The sequence below is a fragment of the uncultured Microscilla sp. genome (assembly GCF_947493425.1).
GTDB lineage: Bacteria > Bacteroidota > Bacteroidia > Cytophagales > Microscillaceae > Microscilla.
On record NZ_CANLRP010000186.1, the window covers coordinates 1 to 15746 of the forward strand.

13 protein-coding genes are annotated in these 15746 nt (G+C 40.9%); 7 read left to right on the top strand and 6 right to left on the bottom strand.

What is annotated here, in order from left to right:
• Positions 1-336: 336 nt before the first annotated feature.
• From Q0954_RS28380 to Q0954_RS28395, 4 genes are all read right to left on the bottom strand, one after another.
• The gene (locus tag Q0954_RS28380) at positions 337-1062 is read right to left on the bottom strand and encodes a metallophosphoesterase (RefSeq protein WP_299463373.1); all 726 of its coding nucleotides are present in this window, start codon (positions 1060-1062) and stop codon (positions 337-339) included.
• Between the two features lie 13 nt (positions 1063-1075).
• Entirely contained in the window at positions 1076-1825 is a 750-nt protein-coding gene (locus Q0954_RS28385) for a metallophosphoesterase (protein WP_299463376.1), read from the bottom strand.
• A 132-nt stretch (positions 1826-1957) separates the two neighbouring features.
• Positions 1958-2782 carry a class I SAM-dependent methyltransferase gene (locus Q0954_RS28390; RefSeq protein ID WP_299463378.1) on the bottom strand — a complete coding sequence of 275 codons (825 nt, stop codon included), beginning with the start codon at positions 2780-2782 and terminating at the stop codon, positions 1958-1960.
• A 119-nt stretch (positions 2783-2901) separates the two neighbouring features.
• A complete protein-coding gene (locus Q0954_RS28395; RefSeq protein WP_299463381.1) occupies positions 2902-3657 on the bottom strand; it encodes a hypothetical protein in 756 nt (251 codons plus the stop codon).
• A gap of 191 nt (positions 3658-3848) precedes the next feature.
• Here Q0954_RS28395 and Q0954_RS28400 point away from each other — a divergent pair, with 191 nt between their 5' ends.
• Entirely contained in the window at positions 3849-4697 is an 849-nt protein-coding gene (locus Q0954_RS28400; protein WP_299463384.1) for a phosphopeptide-binding protein, read from the top strand.
• 489 nt (positions 4698-5186) lie between these two features.
• Here Q0954_RS28400 and Q0954_RS28405 read toward each other — a convergent pair whose 3' ends face one another.
• Positions 5187-6608, bottom strand: a complete 1422-nt coding sequence (locus tag Q0954_RS28405; protein WP_299463386.1) for a PLP-dependent aminotransferase family protein — start codon at positions 6606-6608, stop codon at positions 5187-5189.
• A gap of 100 nt (positions 6609-6708) precedes the next feature.
• On the opposite strand from Q0954_RS28405, the gene Q0954_RS28410 reads away from it, so the two are divergent.
• The gene (locus tag Q0954_RS28410; RefSeq protein ID WP_299463389.1) at positions 6709-7284 is read left to right on the top strand and encodes a GNAT family protein; all 576 of its coding nucleotides are present in this window, start codon (positions 6709-6711) and stop codon (positions 7282-7284) included.
• The gene (locus Q0954_RS28415) at positions 7281-7880 is read left to right on the top strand and encodes a pyridoxamine 5'-phosphate oxidase family protein (protein WP_299463392.1); all 600 of its coding nucleotides are present in this window, start codon (positions 7281-7283) and stop codon (positions 7878-7880) included. The genes Q0954_RS28410 and Q0954_RS28415 overlap by 4 nt, the downstream gene beginning before the upstream one ends.
• A 111-nt stretch (positions 7881-7991) precedes the next feature.
• Here Q0954_RS28415 and Q0954_RS28420 read toward each other — a convergent pair whose 3' ends face one another.
• A complete protein-coding gene (locus Q0954_RS28420; RefSeq protein ID WP_299463395.1) occupies positions 7992-8966 on the bottom strand; it encodes a glycerophosphodiester phosphodiesterase family protein in 975 nt (324 codons plus the stop codon).
• Between the two features lie 177 nt (positions 8967-9143).
• Between Q0954_RS28420 and Q0954_RS28425 the strand changes: the two genes are divergently transcribed.
• The 4 genes from Q0954_RS28425 (at position 9144) to Q0954_RS28440 (ending at position 15470) form a co-directional block, all read left to right on the top strand.
• A complete protein-coding gene (locus tag Q0954_RS28425) occupies positions 9144-9851 on the top strand; it encodes a LytTR family DNA-binding domain-containing protein (RefSeq protein WP_299463407.1) in 708 nt (235 codons plus the stop codon).
• 344 nt (positions 9852-10195) lie between these two features.
• Positions 10196-12439 carry a peptidase domain-containing ABC transporter gene (locus tag Q0954_RS28430; protein WP_299463398.1) on the top strand — a complete coding sequence of 748 codons (2244 nt, stop codon included), beginning with the start codon at positions 10196-10198 and terminating at the stop codon, positions 12437-12439.
• A gap of 56 nt (positions 12440-12495) precedes the next feature.
• Positions 12496-13878 (top strand): HlyD family efflux transporter periplasmic adaptor subunit, encoded by a 1383-nt coding sequence (locus Q0954_RS28435; RefSeq protein ID WP_299463401.1) that lies wholly within the window; start codon positions 12496-12498, stop codon positions 13876-13878.
• Positions 13879-14021: 143 nt separating this feature from the next.
• Complete coding sequence (locus tag Q0954_RS28440; protein WP_299463404.1) at positions 14022-15470, top strand: TolC family protein; 1449 nt, start codon at positions 14022-14024, stop codon at positions 15468-15470.
• The last annotated feature ends 276 nt before the right edge of the window (positions 15471-15746 follow it).

Consider the following 15746-nt stretch of genomic DNA (forward strand, 5'->3'; position numbering starts at 1 on the left):
TTAACAGCTCTTTTTACGCTGTAAAACCATCAAAAAAATCAAGACTTATCTGCTATAAAAAAGTGTACGGTTTCAAATCAGTGTTTTAAAAAAAGAGAATTTAACAAGTTCTTAAAAAAGAGAATAAATACGCTACTGTAAGTGCTTGATATACAATTAAGTAACACGTATTGAGAAGTTACTACTTGTAGCTTATAGCTAATTGCACCGATATTCATCGGTATCTAAGGACTTGCTGCTACTTACCTGTGCTTTTAAAACTCAAATACTTTTTCGAGATGGCAATGGTTCGGTGAACCCCACAGAATACTTGGGTGGGCTGGTGTCCTTGCCAATTTATTGTGGGTTACTTCCTTTGTCCAGGTTTTTTTGGCAGACAAGCTCCCACGTATCCAAATTAAAGGCGCATAAATGCCCGTACTCATCTAAGTTGTGTTTATAACAACCATTGTCTAGTGGGATAGCCTGGGCTTTGCTGGTCACAGCTTGCTTTATGGCAGATAAAGGGGTAGTAGTGTGCCCATAGATCACCCGTTTGTAGTTGATTTTTTCGGGGATAAACCTCTCTGTGAAATCCCTGGTCCAAAGCATAGCATCCAGGTCAGATAAGGGGTTTTTTATTGTAAAATTAAATCCAGCATGTACCAGATAAAACTCATCAAGTTCATAATAATAAGGCAAGCTACCTAAAAAGTTCAAGTACTTGGGGTACAACTGTCTTTTAGCGTCTTTGAGCCCCCTGCCACGTTGTATGCTGGGCAAGCGCAGTTCTTCTTCAGAATAGTTTTTGGCTTTTTCGTGTGAGTCTAGCAGCATTTGTTCGTGGTTACCCCTAAGCGGATATAGCTGGAAATCATCATCTTGCAATTCTATAAGGTAATCAATCACCCCTTTGCTATCAGGACCCCGGTTGAGGTAATCGCCCAGCAAAAAAAGTTGATCTTCCAGCCTAAGCTGTAGTTTTTTTTCTACCAAATACTGTAATGTCTTGAGGTTAGCATGAACATCGGCTACTACCCACCTTTGTCCCTTGGTTGGTTTGTGTATTTTAATTCCTTTCATATTGAGTGTGTCATCAGGATCGATCCATATTTTCAACTACAACTAACTCAAACGAGTCCATGTTGAGCCCACACAAGCTACCATAGTAAGGGTTGTAGATTTCTCGTAAGCTTTTATAACAACCATTGTCAAGTGATATGGCACCTGTTCTGTCTTTTACCGATGCTTGTATTTCGTCGATCGAGCGGGTAGTATGCCCGTGCAGTATAGGTTTTTGCTGAATAATGGCATAGTCTGGCTCAAAATACCTTACCCATAACATACGCTCAAAGTCTTCGAGTGCATGGGGTACCCCCAGGTCGAAATCAAACCCAGCGTGGACCAAGTAAAAGTCGTTTAATTCGTAATAGTAGGGCAAATTATTTAAAAACTTATCAAATTCGGGTATAAGTTGCCCATTTTTGTCAATAAAAGCGTTGTTGAGCGTCCAGTTTTTGACGTGGGATTGGTGTTGGGTATTGTGCAGGCGTTGGTAGTCTTTCCAGTCATCGATCAGCATTTGTTCATGGTTGCCCCTGAGCGGAAAAACCTGATAACCGTTTTGTTGTAAGTAGATTAAAAAGTGTAAAACACCAGGGCTATCAGGACCACGATTGATATAGTCACCCAGCAAAAAAAGTTGATCATCCTTGGTCAGTTGTATGACTTCAGTGACCAGGTAATGCAATGTTTTGAAACAACCACGTACATCGCCAATAGCAAATCGCCGTCCCTGACGGGGTTCAAAAGTGAGGGTTTTATTAGGATAAAAAGCCTTGACCATAAGGGTGTGTTATTAAAGGAATAAATCACTCAAGGTAAAAAAATGGGGGAGAATTTCATGAGCTTTCATACAGCTTGACAAAGTAGCGTAAAATCATTGAATCATAGCTTGACTTTATGCTTTTGCCAAGGCTTACTTTTGACAAACATAATAAGCCCTGCCCGCGTTGCGCTGGTCGTCTAAATCTTGAGCAGCTTCATAGGCTTTAATTTCTTTGAACCCAGCTTTTTCTAATGCTTGCTTTATCTGGGTAGGTGTATAACAATGTTGGGTGAGCTCCCACTGAGTACGTTTCCAGGTTTTTTTGTGGGCATCAATAGGCGAGTACAACCAAAACTTAAGCGTGCCTTGTCGAGTATTCCTGTTGTAAGAAGAAGTAAAAATGCCTTCTGAGTTTTTAAACTCAAATCGTGCTCCTCTGATGTTCCAACCTTTGATGTAGCGTTGTTCCCAGTTCATGTCAAACACAAACTGTCCCCCCTTTTTCAATGCTTTGTATACTTGTGTAAAAGCCTGGGTAAGCCCTTTGAGTTGCATAATATGGTTGAGTCCATCGGACATACATATCACCGCATCAAATTTTTGGCGCGCCTCAAATGTTCGGGCATCTTTGAGCCATAGCTCCATAGAAGGCACGTTTTGTTTGGCAAACTCCAGCATTTTAGCCGAACCATCCAGCCCAGTCATCCGATAACCTTGAGCGTGCAATGCTGCTGCAATGTGTCCGGTGCCACACATGAGGTCTAGTATTTTTGCTTTTGGTTTTAGACGCGGCACAAGCAGCCTGTTAAGTTTACCTATGGCAAGTCTTTCGAGCGGTTTAGACCAAAAACTATTATAAAAATCAGCTATTGGGTCATATTCGTCGTAACGTTTTGTTTGTGCCTGTGTGGGTAGCCCAACCAATAAAATCAATACCAGGCAAAAGGAGGCATGGGTAAATGAGCGTCGTTTCATTGTCAAATTTTTAGATGTAACCATTGGTTGATTATACTATTTATAGAAGAGGTAAGCTTGGCAAAAACTGCTTTTTATTTTCGAACTACAATGACTAAAGACCAACCACTCCAAAAAAATTACTGAGCCTCTAATTCAGCAAAAACGTCTTTGCCATTGGTCAGTTCCAGCAAGTTTTTAGTGCCTTTTACATCACTTAGTTTGACGTCTATCAACCCGTCATGAAAGGTAGCTACTTTAGCACCTGTAGAGAGGGTTTTCCATCTTTCCCACGAAAACTTCACCCCACCTACCGGAATGATTGATACCCATAACTTCCAATGAGTAGGCAAAAAGTTTTTATCTACTATCCATAAGTAAGCGTCACCGGGAGTATCGCCTCCCGAACTGTAAGAAACCATCACTCCTTTACTACCATCTTCCAGTGTTACAAGACTACGACTCGTGCCAGGGTCGAAAGCCTTGGCAATTGGGTTGAGCCAGAACGAATCGTTTACCCATATTTTCCAGGCTTTAGTCACCAGTTCTTGTCCCTCGTTGCCCGTTACAATTTCACCATTTTTACGTGCGATGCCCTGTTTTTTGTTAATATCCACCAATACATTATATCTTTTGCCCCAGCGTACTTGGGCGTAATGTCTTTGCTTGTCCCACAGCGTGTGGCGGCTAGAGCCTAAACCCCCAAAAGAAAATTGTATTGCTCCCGTGTTTTCCCAGGCTTGCAGGTGGGTAGCTTGTTGCATTTTTCGGGCAAAATCATCAGCAGCTGACCCAGTTTCACCTTTAGGCAACGATTCATTGACAAGTAAGAAAGCAATGAATGCAGTGAGTACCAGCCCTATTATAAAAATAAGTATTCTTTTGAGCCATTTCATTATGAGTGTAGTTTAGTGTGTCGTTTCTACAGGTGATAGACTGTGTTTTTTATGAATAAATTACCCTTTTTTTGAACTACCAGGTATTTTTTTTTGAAAAAACTGGATTTAAACTATCCACCTGTTTTCTTTGTTGTAATGAACGACAAGTTTTTTTACAAAAAAACCAAAATCTAAAAAATTACATTCCAATGAAAAAACTTTTATTAAATATCGCCGCAGTAGCCTGCTTGTTTACCCTTACTTATTGTGGAGGAAAAGAAGGCAATACTGATGAAAATACAGACACTACCACTGCCAAAGACTCTGTTCCCAAAACACTAGACGATCCTGTAACTGTTTCGGCTAAAAGGTACAAATTGGTGCCGGTGTCTTCTCCTGCTTTTGCCGACGCAAGTCTTACTTTGAAGGATGTAGCAGATGATGCCAAACTCAAAGAGGGAGAAAATGTATTTAACTTTGAAGTGCAAAACTATAAATTGGGTGAGCAAACCCCAGATGCAGAGAGCAAAAGTTTGGCAAATTCGGGCAAAGGGCAGCACATTCACTGGATATTGAACAACGACCCTTACTCGGCACACTATGAGCCTACCGTAAAAAAAGACCTGAAAAAAGGTGGGTATGTAGCATTGGCGTTTTTATCACGCTCTTATCACGAAAGTGTAAAAAATAAAAAGTCTTATGTAGTCAAAAAATTTACCGTGGGCGATGCTGAGCCACATAGCATAGACCTTACAAAACCTCAGATGTTTTATAGCCGTCCCAAGGGTACTTACAAGTGGAAAAAAGGTGATAAATTATTGCTTGATTTCTTTTTGCTAAATACCGAGTTATCGCCTGATGGTAACAAAGTAAGAGCTACTATTAATGGGGGAGAGTACTTGATAGACAAATGGCAACCGTATGCTATAGAAGGACTGGAAATAGGTACTGTAACCATTAAACTTGAGCTGATTGACAAAGATGGTAAAGTCATAGAAGGACCATTTAATACTGTAGACCGAGTGGTAACTCTTGAGACTCCAAAACCTACCCTTTAAATAGAAACTTAGACAAGTTCATAAGAGCTTGTTTAAATTTTCGGTCATCTGAGATTTTATAATGAGTTTTCGGATTAGATGCGTCAAATTTTGAAGAACCGATGGCTAGAGCTATTGCTGATAACCGATGGCTACAGCTTTGCTGTGCCGAGTTTATAAATCCCGAACTTGTTTCGGGGCTCTGCCAACGGCTAAATTTGACAATATATAATCAGGAAAATCGTGTAAAAGCTCACAGTCCTCTGAGAACAAGCTCGGAGCTGCGAGCCGAACTTGATTCGGGAACCTAATTATTGAATTTTAAACAAGCTCTAAATTAATAAGTTACAAAAAAGCATCTCAGCAAAAACTGGGGTGCTTTTTTTAATTGAGAAATTAACGAACCAATGGCTTTGCACATCGTATATTTTGTCATTGACTTACTTCCCTCTTTTGATGCTTTTTTAGAAATGCTTTGAAGTAATTGACTATCAATGTAGCGCATTTTGTCTACCCAAACCAAGCCTTATACAAAGCATCTACTGCCTCTTTAATTTGCTCCAGCGTGAGCTTGCCAAAGCCAAAAGAGAGGTGAGGGGTATCAGGTATATTACTTGGCAATAGCCAACTGTCAGACTTGCCCATGAGCCAAACATTGGCTTGCCTGGCTTTGTCTACCAATATTTGCTCACCATTGTTGCTATGTACCTTCATAAGCACATTGAGCCCGGCATAGTGATAGGTCAGCGTGATCTTTTTCTGAAAAACTTCTTGTATATACCCTACAGTATACTCATACTTTTGACGGTAAACCTTTCTCATTTTGCGTAAATGCCTGTCCCAGTATCCCTCCTGCATAAAAATAGCCATTGCCCGCTGCATATTGATAGAGGCGCTTTGCCCCAAATGCTGTAAATCTTGCAAATAAAGCAGCAAGTGAGGGGGCAATACTATATAAGCCAAGCGCAATGCAGGTAAAAATGCTTTAGAAAATGTACCCGAATAAATGACTCGTTCGTGGGTGTCTAGTGCTTGCAAAGCAGGAATAGGCTTGCCCTTGAATCTAAACTCACTGTCGTAATCGTCTTCTATCAGGTAACTGTGTTTTTCTTGTGCCCATTGAAGCACCTGTAGGCGGTGTGCCACAGGCATAATACAACCCAGCGGGTACTGGTGCGAAGGAGTAAGGTATACCAAGTCGGGTTGATGGGGAGCCAGCAGGTCGAGCCTGATGCCGGTTTGCTCGTTTACCTTGATGGGCAAAGCCTGATAGCCGTAATCTAACCATATTTGCCGCGATGATTGATACCCTGGCTCCTCAAAAGCAATTTGCCTGACACCTTTTCCTTTGGCTCTGTTTTTAAACAAAGTGGCTAGTAAACCCATAAGCTGGATAGTGCCCGATCCAATAACTATTTGTTCTGGTTGGGCTTTTACCCCACGTGACTGAAACAAGTAAGTGGCTAAAGTTTTTTTGAGGGTAGGCTCGCCAAAGTAACCCCCATATTGCAACGATGGTTTGTCTAAAGCCCAGTTAATGCACTTACGCCATTCTTTCATCGGAAAACTGGCTTCATCTATAGCTGCTTGGTTGAGATTGAACGCATACTCAGCACGGGGCTTATCGGTGAGTACCTGAGGCAGGGTAAGGCGAACAATTGTTGGTTCGCCTTTAGGGTATACTTCTTCAGTCTTCAGGTTTGCCACAAACAGCCCCTTGCGGGGAATATTGACCAAATACCCTTCATCGTTTAACTGCTGATAAGCTGCAATGACGGTATTATTGCTTACCCCCAAGGATCTTGACAATTGGCGTATAGAAGGAAGTTTGGCACCTTTAGCCATGCTACCATCAATGATAGATTGTTTGAAAAAACTATAAATCTGGTCAAACAGTGGGGTAGGGGATTGTGGGTTGATCAATGGTAACATCTGTATCCTTTAATTAGTGCTAAACTGTATCTTTTAAAGGTAACAGATTTACCTTAACTTTGCAATAGTAAATAAGCCATATAACCTAATTTTTGTAAAAATGAGCCTGAAAGAAACAATGCAAGCAGAAGTTTTTAGCGAAAGCGATGATGTGTTACTCATAAAATGGCTGGAGTCAGCGCAGGTTTTGCACCAATGGGGAAGCCCATCTATGAGTTTTCCGCCTACCAAAGCATCATTAGTAAAAGCAAGAAGCACCAAAAAAGACAAACGTATTGCCTACAAAGGTACTATAGGACACCGCCCGGTAGCTTATGGCGAAATAGGGTACATAGATAAAATAAATTGTTCGGCAAGGTTGTGCAAAATATTAGTAGACCCTCATCAAAGAGGCGCCGGGTTGGGCACTGCATGGGTAAAAACATTGCTCAAGATATGCTTTCAAGAGCTAGGGCTCAACCGAATAGAACTCAACGTATATGACCAAAACCAAAGAGCCATTAAGTGTTATCAACGGGCTGGTTTTACTATAGAAGGTTTGCTGCGTGAAACCTATCGGGTAGAAGAAGGATTTTGGTCGGTATACCGTCTGAGCATTTTGCGCCGTGAATGGGCACAGCAACCAGGCATAAGTAAACAAACAAAAATTTTTAATCATATAACAATTGAACAATGAGCACTTTAAAAGAACCTGTAAGGTATTATAAAGCCGTGGTAGAAGATCCACAAAAAGTAAATCTGTTTTTGCAAAAAGCCCGCAATGGGCAATTGGGGCTGTACGACGGCGAATACCCTTATGTGATACCAATGGCGTATGTATGGCACAAAGGCGCCTTTTATTTTCACGGCTCAGATGCAGGCAAAAAAAACCGGGTCGTTGCCCAACATCCCAAGGCTTGTTTTACCGTAGACGAAGAGTATGGCTCTACTATATCGGCAGTACCTGCCAACTTGAGCGTGGTATACTTTAGTGTGGTAGCTTATGGTAAGGTAGAGGTAGTAGAAGACCTCGACGAAGCTACTGAGGCCTTGCAAGCATTGATGGATAAGTTTGTACCAGGGTACTTTGACAAACCTTTGGCTAAAGAGCACGTGGCTACTTATGCTTCGAGCCTTCAGAGCAAAACCTGTACATTTAAGTTGGTGCCCGAAAGTATGACTGCCAAAGAGTCGGAAGGAAACCTGTTCAATAAATATTTTGGAGGCAGGCACCGCCAAAACGATACCCAAAAGAGCAAAGATCAGGTGCATGTGCCAGGGCTACATAGTTAACTGTTTTGCTTAACATAAAACAAAGTTATAAAAAATATTGGCTACCAAAATCAACTAAAAACCTGCTGTTTGAGGAAGTACTCAAGCAGCAGATTTATCTATAATCAGTATTTATTTTTTTTGATAATAGTGTTGTTTACTACTATTTGCTGGAGCTACCGAGTTGATTGCTTCGTAGGCAGCTTTGGGCGCATCGGTAGCTAGAATGTCCCCCCCGAATTTTTTGATAATGGTCTGGTAAACCGTTGCATCGTGTTTGCCAGCTTTGTCTATGCTATACATGGTGCCTACAGTGCAAGTGATTTTTTGTTGGTGAGCCGCCTTGATTACATCTGTTCTTAGCTTGAGCGAAAAATCGCCTTGAGCATCTTCTTTAAACTTACCCACCCCCACAAAAGCCATTAATTTTTGGAAAGGAATCCCTGCTTTTTTCAAGTCATTTAGGTCTTCAGGCTTACGCAACGACACCGAAATCATCAGTTTAGGGTGCAGTGTATGATACTTCACTGCATCTTTTAGGTTGTATACAATCAGCACCACAGATGCTTCGGTGCGGGTTTCACGAATGAGGTCTACCAATTGTTTGCCGTTTACCCCACGCTTAATGTCCAGTGTCAACACAGTTTTGTCTTTTGCCCATAGCAAAGTTTCTTTGAGCGTAGGTATTTTAAAGCTGGTCAAGTTGCCTTGGTTGTCTTTGAGCTTTAGTTTTTTTAGTTGGGCTAAAGTATAGTCATTTACCCGCCCGGTGCCATTGGTGGTACGGTCAAGGGTACGGTCATGCATCATGACCAACTGTTGATCTTTGGTAGCACGTATGTCACATTCAATCAAGGCAGGGTGGGCGTTTATCACCTTCTGAAAAGTAGCAAGGCAGTTTTCCGGGTAGCCATCCGACGGACCGCCCCGGTGGGCGCTCACCATAGGAATGCGGTCAGGAGTACGCTCAAAAAATGCGTATAGCTGTTTTACATTTTTTATTTTTAAGTAATGCTGTGCTTGTCCAGCTTGGGTACCCAGCCAAAGCCATAAAAAGGCTATAAAGCCCAATCTGTGCAATGTTTTGCTAAATTGTGGTAGTTTCATCAATGGTTTGTTTTATTAAATAATTGAAGCAAATCTACAAATAAGTAGCAAGGTTTGTATAGTTTTTATTGAGCGAATTGTGGGCTTTTTTATTACTTTTCTGAGAACTTGGTAAAAGTAGGTAACAATTGACATTTAATACTAAACAGAAATATAAAAAAACTTAAATGCATTGCCATAGATGATGAGTTTATGGCGTTGGAGGTAATTAGGCACCATAGCCAAAAAATACCTTTTATAGAATTGTTAGTGTGCTTTGAGAATGCTATAGAGGCCATTGCTTTTTTACAACAACACGAAGTAGACCTTGTTTTTTTAGACATCAACATGCCTGACATTACCGGGCTCCAGTTGCTCAAAAGCATTACCTGCCAACCCATGGTTATTTTTACTACTGCTTACGCCGAATATGCCCTACAGGGCTACGATTTTTATACCGTTGACTATTTGCTCAAGCCCATAGAGTTTGATCAATTGCTCAAGGCAGTAAATAAAACGCAGCATTTTTTGCAAACTCAACAAATCGCTCCCACTACTCAAGTAAGCGCCCCATCTGCCCATATTTCTGATACCATTTTAGTGAAAAGTGGTACAGAAATTCACCAAATAAAAATAGCAGAAATACTATATATAGAAAGCACCGGAAACTATGTCAGGTTTGTAACCCCACACCAACAGGTAATGTCGTTATTTTCTATGAAAGAGGTCATAGGTTTACTGCCTGCTCAAGACTTTGTACAAATACATAAATCGTTTATTGTGGCTTTCATGCACATTAGTTTGTTTGAGAAACACCAGGTAAAAGTGAATGACCAACCCATTCCCATTGGCAAAACCTATCGTGAAGCTTTTCAGCAAATAGTACAATCTCGTGTGGCAAAATAGGTTGGTAGTCAGTGCCCTTGGCAATAAAGCAAGCACTGTTTTTTTGAGCATTTATTTATTCCAAACTGTCCACCTCCGGTGAGTTGACAACAGCTTATCAAAAATTATCTTGTTTTATGCAAACCTAATCCATTGCAAATGGTTATGTTTATGTAGAAAATCCATCATTCAAGTAGGATAAGCACACAACCTCTTTTGCGCTGGTTTTCTCCCTGTTTTTTTGTTAAACTTTTTCAAAAAATAGTAGTTTCGTTAAACATAATGATAGTTTTACTATTATCTTTGTTAATCAAACTATTCCTAATAATAGCTTAGGTTTAAAAACATTATAATTACTGCTGCGGATGCAAACTAAAAATATTGAGCAAATTATTATTAAGCTGGCCGAAATATATCAGCATAAATATAGTCCCTTTGATCTGCGAGATCAGCACGTAGAAGACATTCACTATGATGCTGACCATGTAGGCACCTTCATTGACCACCTCATGGAAAAAGGGCAACAAATAAATGTAGCTCTATTAAAAAATCACATTCCCCCCCATAACCTAGAGCAGCTCATAAAATCAGTACATTTCCCAGTATTGGTATTCAGACGATTACCCGACAATGCTTTTGCTCCCATTATTATATATAACAATCAGCAAAACCAAGTACAAGGTTTCGACTTTTGCGACGACTGCGTAAAGTCTATCAAAGAGCTGGTAGCCATTATTCCTGAGTTAATTACCTACGAAAAATCGCCAGATGTAAATGTGCAAAACGAAATCATCCTCATTACAGCGTTTCCGCTGCATTATATCATGGATGATTACTATAGCAGAAAAGAAGGTCAAGACGAAAAAAAGAAAAAGCTCACCCCCGTAAAACGCTTGTTTCGTTTGTTACAGGGCGAACGTCGTATCATTGCTTTTATATATATATATGCCATTGCTGTAGGTATTATCAGTTTGTCATTGCCGCTGGGTATTCAGGCAACTATAGGGCTGGTATCGGGCGGTATGGTCTTTAGTTCAGTGGTGGTTTTAATTGCCTTGGTCATTATAGGAGTGATGGCTGGTGGTGGCTTACAAATTATGCAAATAAGCCTGGTGGAGACACTCCAGCAAAGGGTTTTTGCCAAAACAGCCTTTGAGTTTGCCTTTCGCATACCCAAAGTAAAAATAGAGAGCTTTTTGAAGTATTACCCTCCTGAGCTTCTCAATCGTTTTTTTGATGTGTTAACCCTACAAAAAGGTTTGCCCAAACTCTTTGTAGACATTACCGGGGCTTTGTTACAAATATTTTTTGGTTTGTTGCTGTTGTCGTTATATCACCCTTCGTTTTTGGTGTTTGCCTTGGTTTTGGTAGGAGTGGTAGTCAGTATTTTCTACATCACAGGAGGCAAAGGTTTGCGAACCAGCCTCAAAGAGTCAGACCATAAATACAAAGTAGCTTATTGGCTACAAGAGCTTGCCCGTACTGTAGATTCTTTTAAGATGGCAGGGCATACCAACTTGCCTTTGCAAAAAATGGATGAGCATGTAAACAACTACCTGCACTACCGTAAGAGCCACTTTAAGGTGCTGCTCCTTCAATTTGCTAATATTGTGGTGTTCAAAACTATTATTATTGGTGGATTACTTGTTTTAGGTACTTTTTTGGTGGTAGACAGACAAATTACCTTGGGGCAATTGGTGGCTTCTGAAGTAATCATTGTATTAATTGTAAGTTCGGTAGAAAAACTAATTGTAAGCATGGATACAGTGTATGATATGCTGACTGCGGTAGAAAAAATTGCCAAAATTACTGACTTGCCTACCGAACGTGCTACTGGATTGCACGTGGTGTTTGATGAGTACCAAGAGGGGATGCACCTGATGGCCAAAGACTTAAAATACAAGTATCCTGGTAACCCTAAATACACCATCAATGGAGTTGATTTTGAGTTTAAACCAGGCGAAAATATTTGTATAGCTGGTGCCAATGACTCTGGAAAACATACGCTCATGAAAGTGATTACCGGAATGTTGAGTGACTATGAAGGTGTATTGACGGTAAACCACTTGTCGCAACGTGACATTAACCTGATAGCCATGCGCGACAAAATAAGTAAAAACCTGACTCAAGATGAGATTTTTGATGGAACGATTTTGGAGAACATCACCTTGGGTTGTACCGATGTAAACTACAAGGATGTGATATGGGCTATAGATAAGATTGGGTTATCAGACTACATCAATGGGCTCAAGAAAGGTTTGTATACCCACATTGGTTCTGCGGGCAAAAAACTATCGGGCAGTGTTATTGCCAAAATTATTCTGGCACGTTCGGTAGTATCGCACCCTAAGTTGTTGATTATTAATGATTTTTCTGAACATATCAGTCGCCGGGATAAAGTAAAAATCCTGAAGTTTTTACAAGATAAAAACAACGGCTGGACACTTATTATTCTGAGTATTTCTGACGACCCGCTGTTATTTGAATCATGTGATAAAATTGTGCTTCTAAGTGCTGGACAGGTAGCTGCGCAAGGAAGTTACCTTAGCCTAAAAGGAAACCTCAATTTTCAGCGTTTGATCTCTAGAGACCGACATGGTTTGCCATAGAGGTGAGTTCAATGAATGTTTAAAGGAATGTATATCAGAGACATAATTTAAAAGGAATGCTTGAAATATCTAACGAAAAAATAGATTACAAAGAAATCAACGAGAAGGTACACTCGCTGAAAACCCTGACCCCGCCCCGAAATGCGCGCAGGCTTGCCTACATTCTTATTTTGTTACTTTTTATTTTAATTGGTATTCTGTTTTTGCCTTGGCAACAGAACATTAGTGCTACAGGCAAAGTAACTGCTTTGCGTCCATCTGACCGCCCTCAGGTAGTGCAATCTGCTATTGCCGGACGTATCAAAGAATGGAGAATACAAGAAGGTCAACCTATCAAGAAAAATGATACTTTGGCAATTATTTCGGAAGTAAAAGTTGATTATTTTGACCCAGAATTACTCAAACGTTTGCAAGAGCAAGTAGCCGCCAAAAGAGAAGGCATGGAGGCGAGCCAAGGCAAGGTAAAAGCCCTGGATCAACAAATCAATGCTTTACAAGATGCTCAAAAGTTTAGCCTTGAAAAAGCCCGCAACAAGTACGAACAAGCCCGTCTTAAGGTGATCAGCGACAGTGCCAACCTACAGGCAGAGCAAGTGCAATATGGCATTGCCAAAAATCAATTTGCCCGCTACGATAGCCTGTATAGAAACGATGGGCTCATCTCAAGAACTGATTGGGAAAAACGCCAATTAAAACTACAAAACACCTATGCCAAAGTAGTAGCATTACAAAACAAACTGTTAATCTCAAAAAACAAACTCATCAATGCCCGTATTGAGTTTAACTCATTGATTGCAGATTATACAGGAAAGATTTTTAAGTCACAATCAGAAAAAAACTCTACCCAGGCTTATGTGGCAAATGCTCGTGGGGAATTATCAAAACTACGCAACAAATACGCCAACACAGAAATACGCAGCCAGCAATATTATGTATTGGCGCCACAAAACGGTTATATAGTAAAAGCGCTGAAATCAGGGGTAGGCGAGATGATCAAAGCTAACGAGGCAATTGCAACCGTTATGCCGGCAAACCCATCGATCGCTGTAGAGTTGATGGTGCCCGCCCGCGATGTACCGTTGATTGAAAAAGGCAGACATGTACGTCTTGAGTTTGATGGTTGGCCTGCATTGCAAGTATCAGGCTGGCCTAGTGTGTCGGTAGGTACTTTTGGTGGTCAGGTAAAAGTGATAGACTACATCATTAGCAAAGGAGGTAAATATCGTTTGTTGATAGTACCTGATCCTGAGCAGGACGGCAACTGGCCCAAACAATTGAGGGCTGGCTCTGGAGTGTATGGTTGGGTAATGCTAAAAGATGTACCCATCTGGTATGAATTCTGGCGTAAGTTGAACGGTTTCCCTCCAAGTTTGTACGAAGAGCCTAGCGATGATTTACAAGGCAAAGATGGAAAAAAGAAGAAGAAAGCAAAGAATTAATAGGGTTTGAGTGAGTAGTTGGTAGTCTATACTTTGATAGTAAGTTATTGTAGTTAGAAGACCAACTACTAACAAGAAAAGGAAACCCCTGGAAGTAGACTATAGCAGCCGGATTACCAACTCCGGACTAAAAACAATTATATATGAAAGTGCAATTTATTACATACATCACACTAGCATTGTTGCTGAACTACCAGGCACTCTCAGCACAAATACCTGGGACTTTGGTCAGTGGCACGCTAAAAAATTCGGGGAAAGTCCAGGTGATGAGCTTTCAGTTTTTTTATAAACAAATATTAGAGCATCACCCAGTAGTAAAACAGGCAAACTTACTCAACGAAATGGCACGCCAACGGTTAAGACAAACCAGGGGAGAAGGATTTGATCCTAAACTTAAATCTGATTTTTCGCGCAAAGAGTTCAAAAGTAAAGATTATTTCAATACCTGGAAAACCTCATTGAAGGTGCCCTTGTGGATTGGTGCTATAGAGGCAGGTTATGAACGAAACAACGGTGTTTTTCTAAATCCCGAAAACTCATTGCCCAGCAATGGGTTAGGTTTTTTGGGCATATCGGTACCTTTGGGGCGTGGTATCGTTACCAACACCCGCCGGGCTACATTGCGACAAGCAAAAACATTTATAGAGATAGCTGAGGCTGACCGTAGGGCGATGGTCAACCAAATATTACTGGAAGCTACCCAAACCTATTGGAGCTGGTACCTGGCACATCGTAAACTTGAGCTTATCAAAGATGGGTATAACCTTGCCAGTGTGCGCTATAAAGCTGTAAAACAACGGGTAAAAATGGGCGAATTGGCAGGCATAGATTCGGTAAAAGCAAAAATTATATTGCAAAAGCGCTTGTATGAGTTGCAAGATGTATACACTAAGTCTAACAATGCCCGCATTAAATTATCTAACTATTTATGGCAGGAAGATAATATTCCACTGGAGGTGTCAGGCAATTTAATTCCATCTGATAATGTACCCATCAATACCCCTAAACTAGGCGATTTGCTGGATCAAGCGGCTCAAAATCACCCAGAGTTACTGAGTTTGAATCTGACACAAAAAAACCTGCGGGTAGAAGAACGCCTACAACGCGACGAACTAAAACCCAGGGTGGATTTAAAATACCAAATACTTACCAATCCGGTAGGCAACAACCAGGACAAGGCGGTGCCAGTGGCTTTTCAAGAAAACTATAAGGTGGGACTTAAATTTGAGTTCCCCTTATTTTTGCGTAAAGCAAGGGGTAAAATACAACAAGTACGCATCAAGAAAAGCCAAACTGAGCTTAAGCTTACTCAAAAACAAAGAGAAGTACGCAACAAGGTAATTAGCTACTTCAATGAGTTTACTAACTTACAGAGACTTATTCAGGTACAAAGACAAATGGTAGAAAGCTACGACTTGTTACGTACCGGAGAACTGAAAAAGTTTAGCGTGGGTGAAAGTGATTTGTTTCTGGTAAACACCCGCGAAAACCAATTGCTGGAATCCAGGGTAAAACTAGCAAGCCTCGAAACCAAGTTCCGTAAATATTATGCGAAGCTACGCTGGGCGGCTGGTTTAGCTCCGATTGAGTAATTTTTGGGGTAATCCAAGCCGTTTACAGCACTGGCAGCGGCAAGCTTCAAGCCAGTATAGGTAACTATTCTTCAAAAAAAGTAGCTGGAACCCGCAAGCGGGGTGTTGACACAGCTACCTGTGAGACAGGGTGTACCTAGCACCTAACACCTAGTCCTTAGAACCCTGTTTTGGATTCTAACTATTTGAAAATAAGCGTGCTATGAATTTATTAGCTACCTGTGAGACAGGGTGTACCTAGCACCTAACACCTAGTCCTTAGAACCCTGTTTTGGA